This is a genomic window from Floridaenema fluviatile BLCC-F154 (assembly GCF_041929135.1).
Classification (GTDB): Bacteria; Cyanobacteriota; Cyanobacteriia; order Cyanobacteriales; family Aerosakkonemataceae; genus Floridanema; species Floridanema fluviatile.
On sequence record NZ_JBHFNS010000038.1, the window covers coordinates 1 to 16,977 of the forward strand.

Consider the following 16,977-nt stretch of genomic DNA (forward strand, 5'->3'; position numbering starts at 1 on the left):
AAAGTCTTATAAACTTTTGCCCCACAAACAGAACAATCGATAGTCGTGAATTGCGGTGGTACAGCGATACAGGTTATCTTGTGGATCTTGGCAAAATAATTCACCCATTGCGTGAATTGATACCAAGAAACATCGCTAATACTTTTCGCTAACTTGTGATTCTTCACCAAATTAGAAACCTTCAAAGCTTCATAGACTACCAAATCATTAGATTGGACTAACGCCAGAGCATCTTTTATGCTTCTGTCTTTACGTTGTCTGGAAACTTTTAGGTGCAATTTAGCTACTTTCTTCCTTTGTTTGTGATAGTTAGCTGACTGTTTTTGACCTCTTTTATGACGCTTGGATAGCCGACGTTGGGCTTTTTTCAAGCGTCTTTCTGTTTTACGGAGGAAGCGAGGATTTTCTACTGTGTTGCCGTTGGAATCGGTATAAAACTCCTGAAGTCCTAAGTCAATCCCCACCACAGAACCAGCGAACTCATGCTTTTCTTCCCGTTCGTGGTCAATCACAAATTGGCAATAATAACCATCAGCACGTCTAACTACTCTTAACCGCTTAATTTGCTGTTCACAATAGTAGACAATAGTTCTTTGAGAACACCACAAATCAAATGTTCCTGCCTTAAATCCATCTGTGAAAGTTATTTGTCTCTTATCATCAGAAAGCTTGTAGCCTGTGGTTTTATATTCCACTGACCTACCGAACTTCTTAAACTTGGGAAAACCTTTCTTTTTAATTGATGAATCCCGACAGTTAGCATAAAACCGAGCAATGGAATTCCATGCTCGGTCTGCACTTGATTGTCGTGCCTGTGAATTTAATTTGTTCACCCAAGGTGTTGTAGAGTCTTTTGCTAGAACGGCACAAAGTTTCTGCAAGTCATTGCGAGTAGTTCCTTTATTGTCCATCCAATATCTGACGCATTTGTTTCTCACAAATTGCGCTGTTCTAATAGCTTCTTCTAGCCTTTGATATGACTCTGGAGTGCCGTTTTTTAGCTTGGCTTCTACAACTAACATTTATTTATCCTCGACCTTGGATTAGCTTCAGATTAACATATTTTACCCACAACTGGTAGAATTAAATCGTTGCTACGCTTCTGAGGCGAGCTGGTCGGATTTCATCCCCCGCTAACCTGCGGTGTAACGGGGGCATTCATCCGACATTTTTAGGTAAGATAGTCTACCCAGCAACATTATCACTGATTAACTCAGCAATAAATTAGTTCGATTTTCCCTTAAACTTAATTTTATGGCATCTTCCCCTATTCAAAGCTTACCTAAAGAAGTTGTAAATTTAATTGCTGCTGGCGAAGTAATTGATTCTTTAGCCGCAGTTGTTCGAGAATTAGTCGAAAATTCTTTAGATGCAGGTGCAACGAGAATTGTTATTTCTGTTTGGACGGAACTTTGGCGAGTGCGAGTTGCTGATAATGGTTATGGAATGGATTTAGATAATTTGCGTTTAGCCGCAACTCCTCATAGTACTAGTAAAATTCATGATTATGATGATTTATGGAAGATTACTACTTTAGGTTTTCGCGGAGAAGCGTTACATAGTTTGGCGCAATTATCAGATTTGGAAATTGCTAGTCGGGCTGTTGATAATTCAGAAGGATGGCGCATTTTATATGATAATTTGGGCGAACCTGTAATTGAAGAAGCGATCGCCATCGCCCCCGGAACTATAGTCACTGTTTCTAATTTATTCGGTAATTGGCCCGTGCGTCGTCAAGCTTTACCAACTCCTGCCAAACAAATGCGATCGCTACAAGCCATAATCCATCAAATTGCTATCTGCCATCCCCAAATTACTTTGCAAGTTGAACAAAACGATCGCTCCTGGTTTACTATCAGCCCCGGAACCACTGCTCAAGATATTTTACCCCAAATTATCCGCGATGTAAAATTAGGAGATTTGCAATATTTAAGAGTTGAATTATTAGTAAATCCAGAAAATTCGCAATTGCCAAAAATTAGCCAAGCTGAATATTTAGAATTAGTTTTGGGCTTACCCGATCGATGCCACCGTCGCCGTGCTGATTGGGTAAAAGTGGCAACTAATGGCAGAATTATTAAATCCTCAGAAATAGAACAAACTATTTTTACTGCTTTGGCTCGAACTTTACCACGCGATCGCTTCCCCGTTTGTTTCTTACACTTAAAAATTTCTCCCGATCGCATAGACTGGAATCGTCACCCCACCAAAGCCGAGGTTTATTTGCAAAGTATTAGTTATTTGCAGAAACAGGTATCTAGTGCGATCGAACAAGCCTTAAATTTTAATCCGCAAACTATTTCCGAAACCGTTCATAATCAAAGAGTCGGAAAATTACTCGCTGTTGCTGAAGAGAAAGCTAATTATAATATTAATCGGACTATTCAACCAGAAACCACAAAAAAAGATGAAATAAATTTAATGGAACTTCGGGCAGTTGCTCAAGTTAATAATACTTATATAGTAGCAGAACACCCTGCCGGACTATGGTTAATAGAACAACATATCGCCCACGAACGAGTATTATACGAACAAATCTGCGAACATTGGCAAATCGTACCTTTAGAACCTCCCATAATTCTCAATAATCTTTCCCCCCAGCAAGTGGAACAATTACAACGCATTGGTTTAGAAATTGAGACTTTTGGCGAACAAATTTGGGCAATTCGTCATGCCCCAGAATTACTTTCTCAGAGGGAAGATTGTCCAGAAGCTTTAAGAGAATTAAGCTTAGGCGGAGACTTACAAACAGCACAAGTTGCTGTTGCTTGTCGCAGCGCCATTCGCAATGGTACACCTTTAACTTTACCAGAAATGCAAACATTATTAACCCAATGGCAGCACACCCGTCATCCCCGCACCTGTCCCCACGGTCGTCCGATTTTTTTATCATTAGAAGAATCAGCTTTAGCCAGATTTTTTCGCAGACATTGGGTAATTGGCAAAAGTCATGGTATTTAATTATTAGTCATTGGTGATTGGTCATTTATGAAACATTACATCTTCAGTTTGGTAATTTCTTTAACATCAATCTTGTTCGCAAATTCCGTACAAGCTGCTAATCCTGCTCATGTTAAACAACTATTAGCTACTAACAATTGTCCTAATTGTGACTTAAGTAAAATAGATTTGCGTGGAGGTAATTTCCCGGGTGCAGATTTGAGTAATGCTAACTTAGCAGGTGCAATGTTAGAAGGAGCTAATTTGAAAAATGCTAACCTCAAAGGTGCAGAATTACAAAGTACGGTTCTTCGTAGTGCTAACTTAGAATTAGCTAATTTACAAGGTGCTAAAATGCGCGGAGCAATGATGCGAAACGCTAAGTTGAGAGGTGCTAATTTTCGGGGCGCGAGAATGCGGGATGCTAGACTCAGAGGCACTGATTTGAGAGATGCTAATTTAATGAATGCTTTTTTGAAAGATGCAGTTTTGCGAGAAGCGGACTTAACTAATGCTAATTTAGGAGCCGCCGATTTGTCAGGCGCTAAACTTAATGATGCTGATTTAGAAGCTACTAAATTGGAAAGTGCTAATTTAACTAATGCTGATTTCAGAGCAGCCTATTTAGGTGATGCTACTTTAACAAATGCAAATTTATCAAATGCTAATTTTAAAGGCACTACTCTAGTTACGGCGAGTTTGGTAGGAGCTAAATTGCTTCAAACTAACATGAGTAATACTAATTTACAAGGGGCTAATTTGAGTCAGGCGAATTTAAGCGGGGCTAATTTCACTAATGCAGATTTAAGTAAAACTTTGATGAATATGGTTAATTTGACTGGGGCTAATTTGACTGGGGCTAAGTTAATTAATGCTTATGTTTATAATGCTAATTTATCAGGGGCGAACTTAAGTAACTCTAATTTAACGAGTGCAAATTTAGAAGGTGCTAATCTTAAAAATGCAAATCTTCAGAATGCTAACTTAACTTTAGCTATTTTACGATGGGCAAATTTATATCAAGCAAATCTGGCAGGGGCGATTCTTCATGACGCAGATTTACGCGATACTAATATTCAGGATGCTAGAATGGTTTCAGACTTGTTGGGACACTATTAAGCTTATACAAAATAAAGGTTTTTGATATGATTGTCTACTGGTCTAAAGGATGATTCGGAAGCGATCGCAACTTCTCACCCTAGACAGTTACTTCTCAATTAAACCATCAACTATTGTGAAATTATCAAAGGTTTAATTTTGAGGAAGTTAGATTATGAAAAAGCAAGATAAAACCCCACATTTTACTGCGGATACCTCCGATCGAGCTCAAAGTGATAACTACGATCCCCATATTGTTCCCGCAGAAACAAGAGCCCGCAAAGAACGAGAAGGCGATACTTACAAAACAATTCCTCACCAAGAGGGGGAAACACAAGACCCCGGTAGCATTAATACCAGCGATGGTTATACCGTCGATCAAGAAGGTTTGATTAATAACTATGCGATCGAACCAGAAATGTACATCAACGAACCAGGAGATTTAAGAGAAAAAGAAGCCGAAAGTACCGCAGAACGCGCTCAAGAAATTCACGATTTAAGTGAAGATGAAAAAGGTAAATTGACAATGGAAGACGATCGGCGACATCGCGGACAAGGTATGATCTAAAATTTTTCCTGCCCAAAAATGGGAAAGGCGTTGCTATGACTTTTTCGATCGGCAACGCCTATATATTTAATAATTCGCTCTCTACTATGGATGGTTATGTCACTTCCAGCTGACTCAGAGAGCGATACTTTTCCTTCCCAAGCTACACGGAACCACCTACATTAGTAGCAAGCTGGACGATAGTGATGACGGTGGTGATGACGGTGGTGATGACGGTAGCAGGGTTTAACTTTGTAGCAAACTACTTTGCAACGTACTCTAGGACGATAGCAACGGTAGTGCTTTCTGTAACGTTTCTTGTAGTAGTACACAACTTTCTTGTATACCACCTTCTTGTATACTACCTTCTTGTACACCCGGTAGCGAGGACGATGGTGTCCACCACAATAGCTATATCCACCGCGATAGCAGCTGCCAGCTTGAGCAGCTTCGGGGCTAGCCATAACGCTAAAAGCAACAGATAGAGGCAGAAGTCCCAACAAAGCTAAGCTGGAGAGTTTTTTAACATTGATGACACCATCAAACAAATAGGCATCATCTTCTCCAAACATCGGCTCGACGGGAGCAATCTCCTCACAAGTGGAAGCACAATGTAAATATGCAAGCGTTTCCATGAATTCTGTCTCCTTGTTTGTGGCTAATTCCTGAAGGGCTAATTCAGTATTTCAGCCGAACGAGAGAATTCTACCCTAAACTCTGTGTTTTCACTAGATCTTTACCTGCTATATTGATTCTTTGTAATAAAAGTTTATTATTTAATCATAGTTATAAAATAATCTTAATTAAAAACTCATAATTTTCCATTTTCAATTACTACTTAGCAATAAAACTATCGATCGATGAAAATGATAATTCTAGCTCTTTGCTTTTTAGTTGCAAGTGAAAATGCTTCGTCAGTATCTTGACAAAGCAGCCCATTAAGCTTAATTTTTGAATTTTACGGGTTTAGCCTCAGCGAAGGTTAAACCCAGAGGGTTAATCTTCGTGATCTTCAAAGGGATCGCTCAGTTGCTTTGCCGGAGGCCCAAAAGCTGTATAGATAGACAAAGCGGTAATGACAACAATCACTACACCAATGGAAATGCTAAGAACTATTGCGGGTTCCATATCTAAAAATAAATTATGAGTACGATTCCTTTATAATATTACAGAACATTAACGAAAGCGCCAAATTAGCTCATAGTCTAGGCGGTGGGCTAAAGTTGTCGTTTTTTTTGCCACAGTATAAGTATTTTAGATTCATACTAGGTGACACATGGCACAAAGAACTTGGTTGGGAGATGTACTTAGACCCTTAAACTCAGAGTATGGTAAGGTTGCTCCCGGTTGGGGAACGACTCCCGTAATGGCAGTTTTTATGGGACTGTTTTTCGTTTTCCTGTTGATTATTCTGCAAATTTACAACTCATCGCTGATTCTCGAAAGCTTCAAGGTAAATTGGTGAAGCTTTAGGTAGGTAATTTCCTGCAATTCTAAGTGAGATAAATTTTCAGCTTTCCCGGCTTGACCGGGTTTTTTTGTTGACGGCAGGGAATAAAACAAAGTGCTATAAATTAATTTGAGGCAGTTAAGAGGGTAAGGCTTTGAATATATTTGGAGTTGGACTGCCGGAAATGGCAGTGATTCTGGTAGTGGCGTTATTAGTTTTTGGGCCGAAAAAGTTACCAGAAATTGGTCGAAGTTTGGGTAAAGCGATTCGGGGTTTTCAAGAAGCTTCTAAGGAATTTGAAACTGAGTTTCAACGAGAAGCTCAACAGTTAGAGGCTTCGATGAAGTCAGCTACACCAGCTAAGTCTGAGGAAGTGGCTCAGGTTAATTCGGAAACGACGCAAAAGAGTTAAGGTATTTTATAATTATGAGTTCGGCAGCTGATTCACCTGCGTTAGTGATTCCGCAATTAATTGTTGGTTTGGGAAATCCGGGTTCTAAGTATGAGCAAACTCGCCATAATATTGGCTTTATGGTGGTGGATGCCTTGGCGCGGCGTTGGCAAATTAGTTTGTCAGAAAATCGGAAGTTTCAGGGGTTGTTTGGTGAGGGTTTGGCTGTGGCGACGGGAAAAATCCGCTTGCTGAAGCCGTTAACTTATATGAATCTTTCTGGACAGTCTATTCGATCGGTAACGGATTGGTACAAGCTGTCTCCAGATTCAGTGTTGGTGATTTATGATGATATGGATTTACCTTTGGGGAAAATTCGCTTGCGATTGTCTGGTTCGGCTGGTGGTCATAATGGGATGAAATCAACGATCGCTCACTTAAATACGGATAAATTCCCTCGGTTGCGTGTCGGTATTGGTAAACCACCAACTGCTATAGAAGACAAAGATTCAATTTCTCATGTTTTAGGACGTTTTTCCAGTGGCGAAACTCAGCTAATGTCGGAAGTTATTCAACTGGTGACTGATGCAGTAGAACTGAGTTTACGACAGGGTGTAGAAAAGGCAATGAGTCTTTACAATAACCGCCAAGTTGTAGCGGAAACTTCCCGCAGTAGTTGAGCAAGGGAGCAAGGGAGCAGGGGAGATGGGGAGAATTTACCTTCTGCTTTTTGCTTCTACCTTCTGCCTTCTGCTCTCTGCCTTCTAATTAACGCATCCGTCTTTTCCGCCGTGCTGCGACTGCTTTGCGTTTGCGTTTTTCTAGGGGTGTTTCAAAATGACGATGATTTTTGACATCAGCTAAAATCCCGGCTCTAGAAACTTGACGTTTAAATCGACGTAATGCGGATTCCAATCCTTCATTTTCACCTAAAAGCACTTGGGTCATTTTTGCTTCTCCATTATTTCCGACTGAGTAGGTATTATTTTAGTGCGATCGATTTGGCTGCTTGCCATCAATTGAATAATTCTGCAACCAAGAACAAAGTCTTCAACCGAACTTGATTCACGACTAGTACTTTAACATGAAATCCTTATTTATGAAGGAGATCGGGTTCTACAGCAAGCTTATCTCTGTCGGCTTAGGTAAGAGAGGTCTACTGCCCCAAAGTGGATGCTCAAGGCAATATTTAGGTTTTCTAGACATTGAATTAACCACATTACTGCATCTCCAACATTTGATTCATAGTGATTAAATAAAATTGAAAACCGCTTTTCTAAGTAAGGTTTAACTTTGCGGCAAATTAGCACTAGTTTTAGTAGTAAACCTACGGTTGAGGTAGTACCCAAGTTGGCTACTAAATCTATGAAGATAAAATGTTGGGCTTGTTTGTGGTTGTTAACTACCAAAAAGTTTAAGAGGTTGCTACAGGTTCTAATGATTAAAAATTCACTGACTGGTTGGGAATCATTGTGTGGTAAGGTATTTTGCAGGTAGGTATATAGCTGCTGATTAAACTGACGTTTCCCATAACCCGGATCGATGGAAGATGTCAGATAAGTATAGAGTTCATTTTTAAAGTCTTTATAAGAACGAGTTTTGCTAGTATGCGTGATGAAACTATGTGCTAGGTCACGATAGGTATAGGAACCTTCGACTTTACCAACATACTGTTTGACGGCAAAAAACAGTTCTCGATCGTTCAGCAAGGTGGGGTTGTTAATTGCCCGAATCATTTGTTTGGGATGCTGTTCTGGTTTCAGACGTGCTATTTGAGTTTGCCTTACTTGGTGTGTTATGTATTGAGACAATTCAATTTCATAACGTTTTTGGGCTTCGCTTCGCATTCTGACGATCGCTTGTTGGTCTTCATAAGTGCTATCTTCGCTTAGTAAGCAATGCTCATATAAGTAAGGGTAGCGATTAATTAATTTGACTAAAGGCGTGGTTTTTATTTCGCTTTTGGCGGCTACTTTTTTACTGACTGCTTGGGATAACCTTTGTAAGGTTGTGTATTGTTCAGTCTGGCAAAAGCTTTTCGTTAGTTCCCGCAAGCGTCTGACTGATTTGGAACGGAAAGAATGGTTAGGGTAATTAGGTTGAATTTCAAAGCAAGCGATTAATTGGGGAATTGTCGATCGCTGTTGCGGATGAATTTGCCAACGGTTGATTAAAATATGACAGCAACGGTTAAGGACAAATTTAAATTGCGCCTCAGCATATTTTGAGGTAATAATTTCGTCCAATGCTTGCGTGATTTCTCGATCGGGGTATTTTTCCCCTTCAATGAACAGTAATTTAAAGCGTTCAATGAGGGTACTCGGCGGTTCCACTTGTACTAATTTCAGCCAGTGTTGATACAGTTTTTGTTCCGCCGGAGATGACTGGCGTGTGTAAGGCTCATTCCAGTTAGTCACTTTTCTTCCCTTTCTTTTACCAGGGCGCATATCTTTCTTAACAACCACAGTTGTTCTAACCTGACTATTACTTATGACTCTCTAGCGGAGTGTCAATCTATCCTGAAGAGGATGTGAAAAAAAGTATTTTGCGAACAATAACTTTGTTGATTGTCATCTCCTAATTTTCGGAGTTAAATTTATTTGCATAATTTTTCTTGAGTGTGAATTTTCAGCACACTTAGGCTGAAAGTAGATGCTAGCTGTCATTGCTTTGAGAGTTATGTTCCCTTGATTGGTTTTCATGTTTTCGTATAGCGTTTTCATCCTAGCCAAACTATAGATATAGTACCAGTGACATACATCACTTTAACTCAGGCTAGGTGTTCTGTACTCCTTAGTTGTGACTTACCCAAAAACCAATTGATAAAATCACCACCTTTAAAAGGTTTCCAAGTAAAGCGGAGACTGTCAAGGGGTCGTTACCCCCTGTGTTTTTTACAACTATAAAAGTAATTTCATTACTAAGATGACATAATTAATAGTCTATCACCTAGTATTTTTGATAAAGAGATTAAGAAAAAAGCTAGATTTTATTTAAAGATTCTGTTAAGTTACGGGCTGTGACTCAATTTTTACTGAGGTTTAATTTCTGACTATGCCCTTTTCCATTAGTTTATCTCAATTATCTGAAGTTTTAGCTGCTACACCAATCAACTTCGCTGGTTTAAAGAATAATTACTTAATCAATGACGTTTCTACAGATACCCGTAGTATAAAGCCTGGGGCGCTGTTTGTCGCTTTGCGGGGAAGTAATTTTGATGGACACGAGTTTGTGCAAGCTGCTGTAGCAAAGGGTACTGTTGTAGTGGTGACGGAGAAAGATTTCGGTACTGAGTTGGGAGAGGGAATAGCACAATTAGTTGTTAAAAATACGTTACAAGCTTATCAGACGATCGCTCATTGGTGGCGCAATCAACTGACAATTCCGGTAATCGCTGTTACAGGCTCTTTCGGTAAAACTACCACGAAGGAATTAATTGCTTCAGTATTAGGAACTCAAGGGAAAGTAAGGAAGACTCAAGCAAATTATAATAACGAAATTGGCGTACCAAAAACTTTATTAGAAATTAGTTTAGAAGATGATTTTGCTGTGGTTGAAATGGCGATGCGCGGGAGAGGAGAAATTGCTTTATTGTCACAAATATCACGTCCTAATATTGGCGTAATTACTAACGTGGGAACAGCACATATTGGACGGTTGGGTTCGGAGGAAGCTATTGCTCAAGCTAAATGTGAATTATTAGCAGAAATGCCTCAAGATAGTATGGCAATTTTGAATGCAGATAATCAGTTGTTAATGGCGACGGCAAGGCAAGTTTGGCAGGGAAAAACTCTAACTTACGGTTTGGAAAATGGAGATTTTCAGGGTAAGTTAGTTGACTCCCAAACTATAAGCATAGAAGGCGTAAGTTTACCTTTGCCTTTACCAGGTCGTCACAATGCTCAAAATTATTTAGCTGCTTTGGCAGTGGCGAAGGTTTTGGGAATTGATTTGACTCAATTTAGTCAAGGTTTAACGGTGCAATTACCGGAAGGTAGGGCGAAACGTTACGATTTGCCTAATGATTTGGTGATTTTAGATGAGACTTACAACGCAGGTTTAGAATCAATGGTGGCGGCGTTACATTTGTTAGCTCAAACACCGGGGAAAAGGCATATTGCGGTTTTGGGAACGATGAAGGAATTGGGAGATCGATCGGCACAATTACATTTTCAAGTTGGCGAAAAAGTCAAGCAATTAAAGTTAGATAATTTGTTGGTTTTAGTTGATGAACCAGAAACAGCAGAAATTGCTCGTGGGGCGGTGGGGATTTCGGCGGAATGTTTTACCGATCGTCAAGCAATTGTTCAGCGATTAAAGGAATTGGTGCAACCGGGCGATCGGATTTTATTTAAAGCTTCTCATTCGGTAGCTTTAGACAAAGTTGTAAATCAGTTTTGTCAGTTAGTTAAGTAGTTATTGGTCATTCGTCAGCGGATAATTACAAATGACGAATGACTCATCACAAATGTCTAATTGGCGAATTATTAATTTAGTTGCTGAAGACCAAGACGCTGTTACCCAAACAGCAAGTTTATTGTTTGAAGAATTTAAGCTTCATTGGGCGAATGCTTGGCCTAGTTTTACAGCTGCTTTGGCAGAGGTAAACTTATCTTTGGGCGCAGATAGAATTAGTCGGATTGCGATCGATGAAAATCATCAGGTTTTAGGTTGGATTGGGGGGATAAGTCAGTACGAGGGAAATGTTTGGGAATTGCATCCTTTGGTCGTGCGATCGAATCGACAAAAACAAGGAATTGGTAAAGCTTTAGTAACTGATTTGGAAACAGAAGTTAAACAGCGAGGTGGCATTACTCTTTGGGTGGGCACCGATGACGAAGATGGCATGACTTCTCTGGCAAATATTGACCTTTATCCTAATTTATTTGAACATATCGCTGAGATTAAAAATTTGCGCGGTCATCCCTACGAATTTTATCAAAAAATGGGTTTTGTTATTGTCGGCGTGATGCCAGATGCTAATGGGTGGGGGAAACCTGATATTTATATGGCAAAAAGAGTTGAGTGATTTTTTGGGTGGGGATGTTTGTTCTTTTTTTAACGCAGATGAATGCAGATGGTTTACTGGGATTTTTGCTGGGAATATTCAGTCTTTTTTTTAACGCAGATGAAGAGTCAGATTTTTGATTGGTTTTCTAGATCTTACCTTTTTTGTTTGCTTCTGCCTTTCTCGTTTTAAAACTGGCGATTTTCCAAGGGGCTATTTTCTGGGTTTCTCCTGCCAAGGTGTTTTCTGGCGAGTCAGTTTCTCTTTCTAATAAGTCAACCGATCGCACAATCTCCAAATCCAATTCACTTTGCAATTTTAACTCTGCTGTTTCCCCCTGACTTTCATAACAACGCATTACCCATTCCTGCGAGTTTCCTTCCGCCTGTTTCACCGCCATCAAAATTAAGCTTTCCCCGGTTAAGTCTAAGAATTGACTAACCCCAGGTAAGCTGGGATTGGGATTTTCTTTGGGTGAGTTTAACACCATTACTTGTAAAGGTATATTTAATTCGTAACCTCGGCGAACTGTTTGGGCGGTTTTCCAATTTCCCTGATGGGGAAACAGAGCATAAGTAAATTCATGTTTGCCTTTGTCTGCTTCTGGGTCGGGCCAATTCGGACTTCTTAAAAGAGTTAATCGCAGTTGATTTGGTTGACTGTCATAGCCATATTTACAATCATTCAATAAACTTACGCCATAGTCATCTTCACTTAAATCTGCCCAACGCAAAGCGGGAACTTCCCATTTCGCTGCTTCTCTCGGTTCTTGGGGTTTCGTTGTTCTTTGAATTGCGCCACAAGCTATTTCGTAAGTCGCCTTTTGAGCAGTTACATTTAGCGGAAATGCTGCTTTGACTAAAACCTGTCTTTCTTGCCAATCTACTTGCGTGCTGATTTTTAAAATTGCCGATCGCACTTCTAACACATAATCCTGCACAAACTCCGATTTCCCGATTTCTCTCCTTACCCTTAACCTTTGTCTAATCTCTCCCTTTTCTACCCACTCAATCGATCGCAATTCCACAGGTAATAAAGCATTTTTAGCATAATTTGGATCGATATTCCAAGCATCCCAATACTGTCCTCTGTCCGGGAAAGCTTGTAATTGATTTCCCTCTGCTTCCGCCAACACTTCCCTCTGATTAATCTTGTCGAAAACTCTCTCCAAATTTCCCGTTTCCCCACTCACTTCTACCCGCAGAAATTCATTCTCTAAAACCCAATCTTTTTCCTCTAAATTATCTTTTGAACTAACCAGTCCATTTTTTGCTACTATATATATAGTATGATTGCTCTTCTTATGGCTTTTTTCGGGATTTTCCCGTTCCTCTAACGGAACATCAAGCGTTTCAGCTTCCAGAGGAGATAACCAAAAGCCACGAAAACCCACCGACGGCAGATCATCTGCCCCAAAAATCAGCCTTTTTTGCTGATTTTCGTCGGGAATATTCTGGCTAGGAAGGGGTGTTCCCTGCAAGTCGCAAACTTGCCACCGCGTTTCCCCAGCGGGTAAAGTCACGGTGACGACTTCCGAACGGTGCCAATTGAGAGAGTTAAACACGACGATCGGTAAAGCGCCCGGTTTCGGAGGTGGGGGAAAGGCGATTTGAGATGCGATCGCTTCCCAAGCATTCTGCAAAACTTCCCGTCCCACTCGCTCAACTTCCTGCCAAGTTTGATTCGCCTCGACAAACACTTGGTTGATGGAAGTTCCCGGCAAAATATCGTGAAATTGGTTGAACAAAACCTGCTGCCAAGCCTTTTCCAATTCCGCTTTCGGATAAACCGCGCCAGTAGCTAAAGTTGACAAACTTGCCCACAACTCAGCTTCGTACAACAATCCCTCACAGCGACGATTCGATCGCTTTTGATCCGCGTGAGTTGTATAGCAACCGCGGTGAAATTCCAAATACAACTCATCTTGCCAAACCGGAATTGACGAGTAAGGAATTGGTTGGGATTCTTGCTGTAACTCTTCCCGCAAACTGTCTAAATAACTCTCGGATTTCGTGAATTCTAACGACGGGAAAAACGGCGACTTTTGCCACCGCCTAACTGTTTCCAACATATCACGAGTCGGCCCTCCCCCGTGATCGCCTACCCCAGGTAGCCAAAGCGCATTTTTTCCCCCGGTTTTAATCTCCCAATCCACCGCATAATTCGCCATTTTAATTGGTTCAATTCCCTCGCCAATTAAAGCAGACATCAAACTAAAAACTCTCGTCCCATCAGGAGATTGCCACCAAAAAACACCGTAGGGAAATTTAGTAGTATCGTTCCAAGTCAACTTTTGGGTCACGAAATATTCAATCCCTCCAAGTTGCAGAAATTGGGGTAAAGTCGCGCCGAAACCAAAACTGTCTGGAACCCAAGCTACTTTACTCAATCGGTGAAACTTCTTTTGGAAATAAAGCTGACCGTAAAGGATTTGTCGCACAATTGATTCGCCGGAAATCAAATTTAAATCCGGTTCAATCCACATCCCCCCCATTACTTCCCAAACCCCAGCTTCCACCAATCTTTTAATATCTGCAAATAAATCGGGACGATGGGTTTCTATCCAAGCGTACAAAGCTGGCGAAGTGTGGCAGAAAATTAAATCAGGAAAATCCTTTTGTAAATTTAGAACTGAAGTGAAAGTTCGTTGCGCCGCTAACCAAGTTTCACTTACAGGCCATAGCCACGCCATATCTAAATGAGCATGACCTAACAGGGAAATTTTAGTTTGACGAGTCGGGATTTGGGATTTTAAAGTTTCTCGTAAAACCGCCAAAGAAGCGTCAAACTTTTCTTTATTTGGTAAAGCGTGCCAATCAATCTGAGAAATCGCAGTTGCGAGAATATTTAACTTATCCCTGGCGAAGGTTTCGCAATGTTTGAGAATTACCGCTAACTCATCAGCGATAAAACTTGGTTCTAAATTTTCCGATTCCTCAGATTCATAAATACAGCAAGCACGCATTAATGCTCCCCGGTCATGTCCCGGACTAACTAACCGCAAAGCCATAATAATTTCCTCGCCCGGAGTTACTGAATTACGCAGCAAAACCCTGGTAAAGTAATCTAATAAATCCCCCGATTGCACCAACTGATTATTAATAAAAATTTGGGCATCTTCCGCCCACCAAGTTAAAGCTAAACGTAACGATAAACCTGTTAAAGGATATCCAGTTAAAGTTTCAGGAACTATCAATTTTTGTGCCAGCCACAAAACCTTGTTTCCCGCTTCCCAAATTACATGACCTTTGTTATTTAATTGGACGGTGGGCGAGTTTTCCCAAAAGCCAGAAGTTTCTAAATCTGATAAATTAATATCGATCGGTGAATAGTGCCAGTTCGATATAATATCTAACTGAGAGAGTTGGCGTAACTTTTCTATTGCTGCTGAGATTTGTTCGCTTTGAGATTGGGTATCCGAAATGTTGGCAAAATTAGTTTGCTGTTTATCCATGTTATCTTCGTTCATCCCAATCACCTTTGCTTAAGAATTAACTTAAAATTTGCGGTAAAATCAAAAAATTAGCGATATTGTTGTCCGCAGCCTGTATACTTTAAAGTAAAAAGAGGATCGGTAAAATAGTGTAACCTCTGCTTTAGAGTCGATCGTCCCTCAATTCCTGTAATCATACTATGCCATCTTCTGCTGGTCGTTATCGTAGTAGATTATTCAATTTTGTATCACGACAAACCCGCCGTTGGGTAGATCGGGGGGAACTTGCTACTAGACAGGTAGCTGTTGCAACAGTCTGGGGAGTGCAAATTCTCGTTTATCCAGTTTACCTTGTATTTCAATCTGCTCGATTAGCTGGCAAACAATTACAACAATTTTTCCAAGGCTTAACTCAACCTCAACCAGATTTACAACCTCTCCCCGCCGATACACCAATTCAAAAAGTATTAGAGACAGTCGAAACTTTCGCTTTACCTACTAATCTTTCTGCTGCTAATTTACCAGAACCTTTGTCTAATGCTGAGTTGGAAAAAAGCGAGGTTTTAACTGTTGCAAATCCCCGCCCTACTCATCGGGAAATTCAGGGAATAGCTACCTTACCGGAAAATCGTCATTTAGTATTGATCGATAAACAAAATCAAATTTTAGATATTCTCAATCAACATCAGCAACATCAGCTGGAAAAACAAATTAGATTAGAATTAGCTGAATATTTGCATCATCAACGTTTAGTTAAAGAAACTTCGCTTCCCGCCAGGTATTTACCCCCGCCCGCTAGCAGCGAAAATGCTTTACCGCCAATCCGCCTCTGGCAAAAATTTATGGCTTGGATGCAAAGGGGAAAGGTTGCTGGTGTAATTAATCTGTTTGAAGAAGAGAGTCTGCAACTGCATCAAGAGGTAAAAAATCGGGAGTTAGAATACAGAACTCAGCGGTTAAAGCAGAAAACTCAAGAGTTAAAAGAACGTCAGCAAGAGTTAAGTTTGCGAATTCAAAATCAACTTAATCTGGAATCAGCAAGTGTACCCGAAGTTAATGATACATCTTTGTTGACAAAAGTCGATCGAGCGATCGCCACGATCGAAACAGGTAGTTTAGCTGTCGCCACTAATGTCCCCAGTTATTTAGCGCATCATTCCCAAGAGTTTCGCCAATTAGTAAATGCTCGGATGCAAGAATTAAACCTGGAATCTAGCGAATCTCCGGTTGATGTAAAATTAAAAATTAAACTTTTAATTAAAGCCGCCGTTGACTACTTTTTCGGCGCTAGAGCAACAGTGGAATTAATTCCTGAAGAAACTCCGGCTATTAATTCTAATAATGATAATTTAGAACTCGCCGATCCGGATTTTTGGTTAACGGAAGAAGATTTATTTCCCGAACCTTTACCCCCTGTAACTACACCCCAGAAATTAAAGGTTCGATCGACACCAAGTTCAGGAGTAATTACTCAGGAAAAAGCCGTTACTAATAGGTTACTTGAAACAACTGTATTTAGTGTCGTTACTACTGAAAAGACTTTAGTAACTACTAAAAATAAACCAGAGAAACAATCGGATTCTGATTATAATCATACTACAGATGCGATCGAAATTCAAGCAACTTCCACAGGTTATATTAAACATCCTTTAGAGCAAGTTCTAGAAATAGTCGATCGAACAATGTTTTTCATTGAAGAACTATTACTAACAATTTGGCAAGAAATTCAACAATTATTTAGATAAATTGGGGACTGGGGATTGGGGACTGGGGACTGGGGACTGGGGAAAGTTTATTAACTGAAAAGTTAACCAGGATTAATCAAGAAAGAAATCTGTTGACACTCCTCGACCTAAAGGCGCGAGGATTCTTCGTTCATAGACCCAACTTGCCCTAGCAGGATTTCTCCAACTAAGGTAGAGGTCGAATCTCCCGAAGCGTTCGGATAAATGATCCAAGTTCCGGTATGCCCTACCGTACTCAAGGCTATTTTCAGGATATTGATAGCGGCGTTCCAATCTCTATCCAAAACAAATCCACATTGACAAACATGAGTTCTCATGGACAAAGACTTTTTGACAATTGCGCCACAATGAGAGCATTCTTGAGA

General features: G+C 40.3%; 16 protein-coding genes. 9 read left to right on the forward strand and 7 right to left on the reverse strand.

Features of this window, described 5'->3' with window-relative positions; translation table 11 throughout:
• Positions 1-1,022: RNA-guided endonuclease InsQ/TnpB family protein (locus tag ACE1B6_RS08510; RefSeq protein ID WP_413256826.1), on the reverse strand; the 1,022-nt coding region annotated here is incomplete at its 3' end.
• Positions 1,023-1,254: 232 nt separating this feature from the next.
• Between ACE1B6_RS08510 and mutL the strand changes: the two genes are divergently transcribed.
• From mutL to ACE1B6_RS08525, 3 genes are all read left to right on the forward strand, one after another.
• On the forward strand, positions 1,255-2,961 hold the full coding sequence (gene mutL / locus ACE1B6_RS08515) for a DNA mismatch repair endonuclease MutL (RefSeq protein WP_413256827.1): 1,707 nt from the start codon (positions 1,255-1,257) through the stop codon (positions 2,959-2,961).
• 27 nt (positions 2,962-2,988) lie between these two features.
• Positions 2,989-4,059, forward strand: coding sequence for a pentapeptide repeat-containing protein (locus ACE1B6_RS08520; protein WP_413256828.1), 1,071 nt, complete (start codon positions 2,989-2,991; stop codon positions 4,057-4,059).
• A 154-nt stretch (positions 4,060-4,213) separates the two neighbouring features.
• A complete protein-coding gene (locus ACE1B6_RS08525) occupies positions 4,214-4,606 on the forward strand; it encodes a hypothetical protein (RefSeq protein WP_413256829.1) in 393 nt (130 codons plus the stop codon).
• 161 nt (positions 4,607-4,767) lie between these two features.
• On the opposite strand, the gene ACE1B6_RS08530 is transcribed toward ACE1B6_RS08525, so the two are convergent.
• Together ACE1B6_RS08530 and psbN are read right to left on the reverse strand one after the other, a co-directional pair.
• Positions 4,768-5,220 (reverse strand): hypothetical protein, encoded by a 453-nt coding sequence (locus ACE1B6_RS08530; protein ID WP_413256830.1) that lies wholly within the window; start codon positions 5,218-5,220, stop codon positions 4,768-4,770.
• Positions 5,221-5,581: 361 nt separating this feature from the next.
• On the reverse strand, positions 5,582-5,713 hold the full coding sequence (gene psbN, locus ACE1B6_RS08535; RefSeq protein WP_413256831.1) for a photosystem II reaction center protein PsbN: 132 nt from the start codon (positions 5,711-5,713) through the stop codon (positions 5,582-5,584).
• Between the two features lie 148 nt (positions 5,714-5,861).
• Here psbN and psbH point away from each other — a divergent pair, with 148 nt between their 5' ends.
• From psbH to pth, 3 genes are all read left to right on the forward strand, one after another.
• Positions 5,862-6,050, forward strand: a complete 189-nt coding sequence (gene psbH, locus ACE1B6_RS08540) for a photosystem II reaction center phosphoprotein PsbH (protein WP_413256832.1) — start codon at positions 5,862-5,864, stop codon at positions 6,048-6,050.
• Positions 6,051-6,189: 139 nt separating this feature from the next.
• The gene (locus ACE1B6_RS08545) at positions 6,190-6,447 is read left to right on the forward strand and encodes a TatA/E family twin arginine-targeting protein translocase (RefSeq protein ID WP_413256833.1); all 258 of its coding nucleotides are present in this window, start codon (positions 6,190-6,192) and stop codon (positions 6,445-6,447) included.
• A 14-nt stretch (positions 6,448-6,461) separates the two neighbouring features.
• Positions 6,462-7,106: an aminoacyl-tRNA hydrolase gene (gene pth, locus ACE1B6_RS08550; RefSeq protein WP_413256834.1), complete on the forward strand. Its 645-nt coding sequence runs from the start codon at positions 6,462-6,464 to the stop codon at positions 7,104-7,106.
• An 88-nt stretch (positions 7,107-7,194) separates the two neighbouring features.
• Here pth and rpsU read toward each other — a convergent pair whose 3' ends face one another.
• Positions 7,195-7,374, reverse strand: coding sequence for a 30S ribosomal protein S21 (gene rpsU, locus ACE1B6_RS08555; RefSeq protein WP_073592868.1), 180 nt, complete (start codon positions 7,372-7,374; stop codon positions 7,195-7,197).
• 179 nt (positions 7,375-7,553) lie between these two features.
• Complete coding sequence (locus tag ACE1B6_RS08560; protein WP_413256835.1) at positions 7,554-8,891, reverse strand: hypothetical protein; 1,338 nt, start codon at positions 8,889-8,891, stop codon at positions 7,554-7,556.
• 589 nt (positions 8,892-9,480) lie between these two features.
• Between ACE1B6_RS08560 and ACE1B6_RS08565 the strand changes: the two genes are divergently transcribed.
• The gene (locus ACE1B6_RS08565; protein ID WP_413256836.1) at positions 9,481-10,842 is read left to right on the forward strand and encodes a UDP-N-acetylmuramoyl-tripeptide--D-alanyl-D-alanine ligase; all 1,362 of its coding nucleotides are present in this window, start codon (positions 9,481-9,483) and stop codon (positions 10,840-10,842) included.
• A 31-nt stretch (positions 10,843-10,873) separates the two neighbouring features.
• A complete protein-coding gene (locus ACE1B6_RS08570) occupies positions 10,874-11,455 on the forward strand; it encodes a GNAT family N-acetyltransferase (RefSeq protein WP_413256837.1) in 582 nt (193 codons plus the stop codon).
• Between the two features lie 127 nt (positions 11,456-11,582).
• Here ACE1B6_RS08570 and ACE1B6_RS08575 read toward each other — a convergent pair whose 3' ends face one another.
• Positions 11,583-14,903, reverse strand: coding sequence for an alpha-mannosidase (locus tag ACE1B6_RS08575; RefSeq protein ID WP_413256838.1), 3,321 nt, complete (start codon positions 14,901-14,903; stop codon positions 11,583-11,585).
• Positions 14,904-15,067: 164 nt separating this feature from the next.
• On the opposite strand from ACE1B6_RS08575, the gene ACE1B6_RS08580 reads away from it, so the two are divergent.
• A complete protein-coding gene (locus ACE1B6_RS08580) occupies positions 15,068-16,612 on the forward strand; it encodes a hypothetical protein (RefSeq protein WP_413256839.1) in 1,545 nt (514 codons plus the stop codon).
• A 107-nt stretch (positions 16,613-16,719) separates the two neighbouring features.
• Here ACE1B6_RS08580 and ACE1B6_RS08585 read toward each other — a convergent pair.
• A partial coding sequence (locus ACE1B6_RS08585) for a zinc ribbon domain-containing protein (protein ID WP_413256840.1) occupies positions 16,720-16,977 on the reverse strand: 258 nt, incomplete at its 5' end.

What these genes read in the sequence shown, in the direction of transcription:
- mutL (WP_413256827.1), top strand. Translation starts at nt 1,255, where the DNA reads ATGGCATCTTCCCCTATTCAAAGCTTACCTAAAGAAGTTGTAAATTTA.
- ACE1B6_RS08520 (WP_413256828.1), top strand. Translation starts at nt 2,989, where the DNA reads ATGAAACATTACATCTTCAGTTTGGTAATTTCTTTAACATCAATCTTG.
- ACE1B6_RS08525 (WP_413256829.1), top strand. Translation starts at nt 4,214, where the DNA reads ATGAAAAAGCAAGATAAAACCCCACATTTTACTGCGGATACCTCCGAT.
- ACE1B6_RS08530 (WP_413256830.1), bottom strand. Translation starts at nt 5,220, where the DNA reads ATGGAAACGCTTGCATATTTACATTGTGCTTCCACTTGTGAGGAGATT.
- psbN (WP_413256831.1), bottom strand. Translation starts at nt 5,713, where the DNA reads ATGGAACCCGCAATAGTTCTTAGCATTTCCATTGGTGTAGTGATTGTT.
- psbH (WP_413256832.1), top strand. Translation starts at nt 5,862, where the DNA reads ATGGCACAAAGAACTTGGTTGGGAGATGTACTTAGACCCTTAAACTCA.
- pth (WP_413256834.1), top strand. Translation starts at nt 6,462, where the DNA reads ATGAGTTCGGCAGCTGATTCACCTGCGTTAGTGATTCCGCAATTAATT.
- rpsU (WP_073592868.1), bottom strand. Translation starts at nt 7,374, where the DNA reads ATGACCCAAGTGCTTTTAGGTGAAAATGAAGGATTGGAATCCGCATTA.
- ACE1B6_RS08565 (WP_413256836.1), top strand. Translation starts at nt 9,481, where the DNA reads ATGCCCTTTTCCATTAGTTTATCTCAATTATCTGAAGTTTTAGCTGCT.
- ACE1B6_RS08570 (WP_413256837.1), top strand. Translation starts at nt 10,874, where the DNA reads ATGACGAATGACTCATCACAAATGTCTAATTGGCGAATTATTAATTTA.
- ACE1B6_RS08575 (WP_413256838.1), bottom strand. Translation starts at nt 14,903, where the DNA reads ATGAACGAAGATAACATGGATAAACAGCAAACTAATTTTGCCAACATT.
- ACE1B6_RS08580 (WP_413256839.1), top strand. Translation starts at nt 15,068, where the DNA reads ATGCCATCTTCTGCTGGTCGTTATCGTAGTAGATTATTCAATTTTGTA.